Origin of the sequence: Curtobacterium sp. P97 (assembly GCF_023712445.1) — a bacterium.
Lineage (GTDB): Bacteria > Actinomycetota > Actinomycetes > Actinomycetales > Microbacteriaceae > Curtobacterium.
Genome location: NZ_JAMAYF010000225.1, coordinates 1 through 389, shown reverse-complemented (window position 1 = coordinate 389; position 389 = coordinate 1). Strand labels below are relative to the sequence as shown.

At 74.3% G+C, this 389-nt stretch carries 1 protein-coding gene; it reads left to right on the top strand.

Annotation, left to right across the window (positions count from 1 at the left end):
* Positions 1-389, top strand: a 389-nt coding sequence (locus M3677_RS17760) for an LLM class flavin-dependent oxidoreductase (RefSeq protein WP_251161241.1), incomplete at both ends; no start/stop codon positions are given.

Genomic DNA, 389 nt, shown 5'->3' with positions numbered 1-389 from the left:
CCTTGGGCCTGGGCGCGTCGGGCCCCCAGGTCGTCGAGGGCTGGCACGGCGTCCCGTACGACGCACCGCTGGCCCGCACCCGCGAGGTGGTCGAGATCTGCCGCTCGGTCTGGCGGCGTGAGCGGCTCGAGCACGCCGGCCCGAAGTACACGATCCCGCTCCCGGCCGACCAGGGCACCGGCCTGGGCAAACCGCTCAAGCTCATCAACACCCCGGTCCGCGAGCGCATCCCGGTGATGCTGGCCGCCATCGGGCCGAAGAACGTCGAGCTCGCCGCCGAGATCGCGGAGGTCTGGGAGCCGATCTTCTTCCACCCCGAGAAGGCCGCCGACGTCTGGGGCGCCCCGCTGGCGGCCGGCCGGGCGAAGCGCGACCCGGCACTCGGCGAC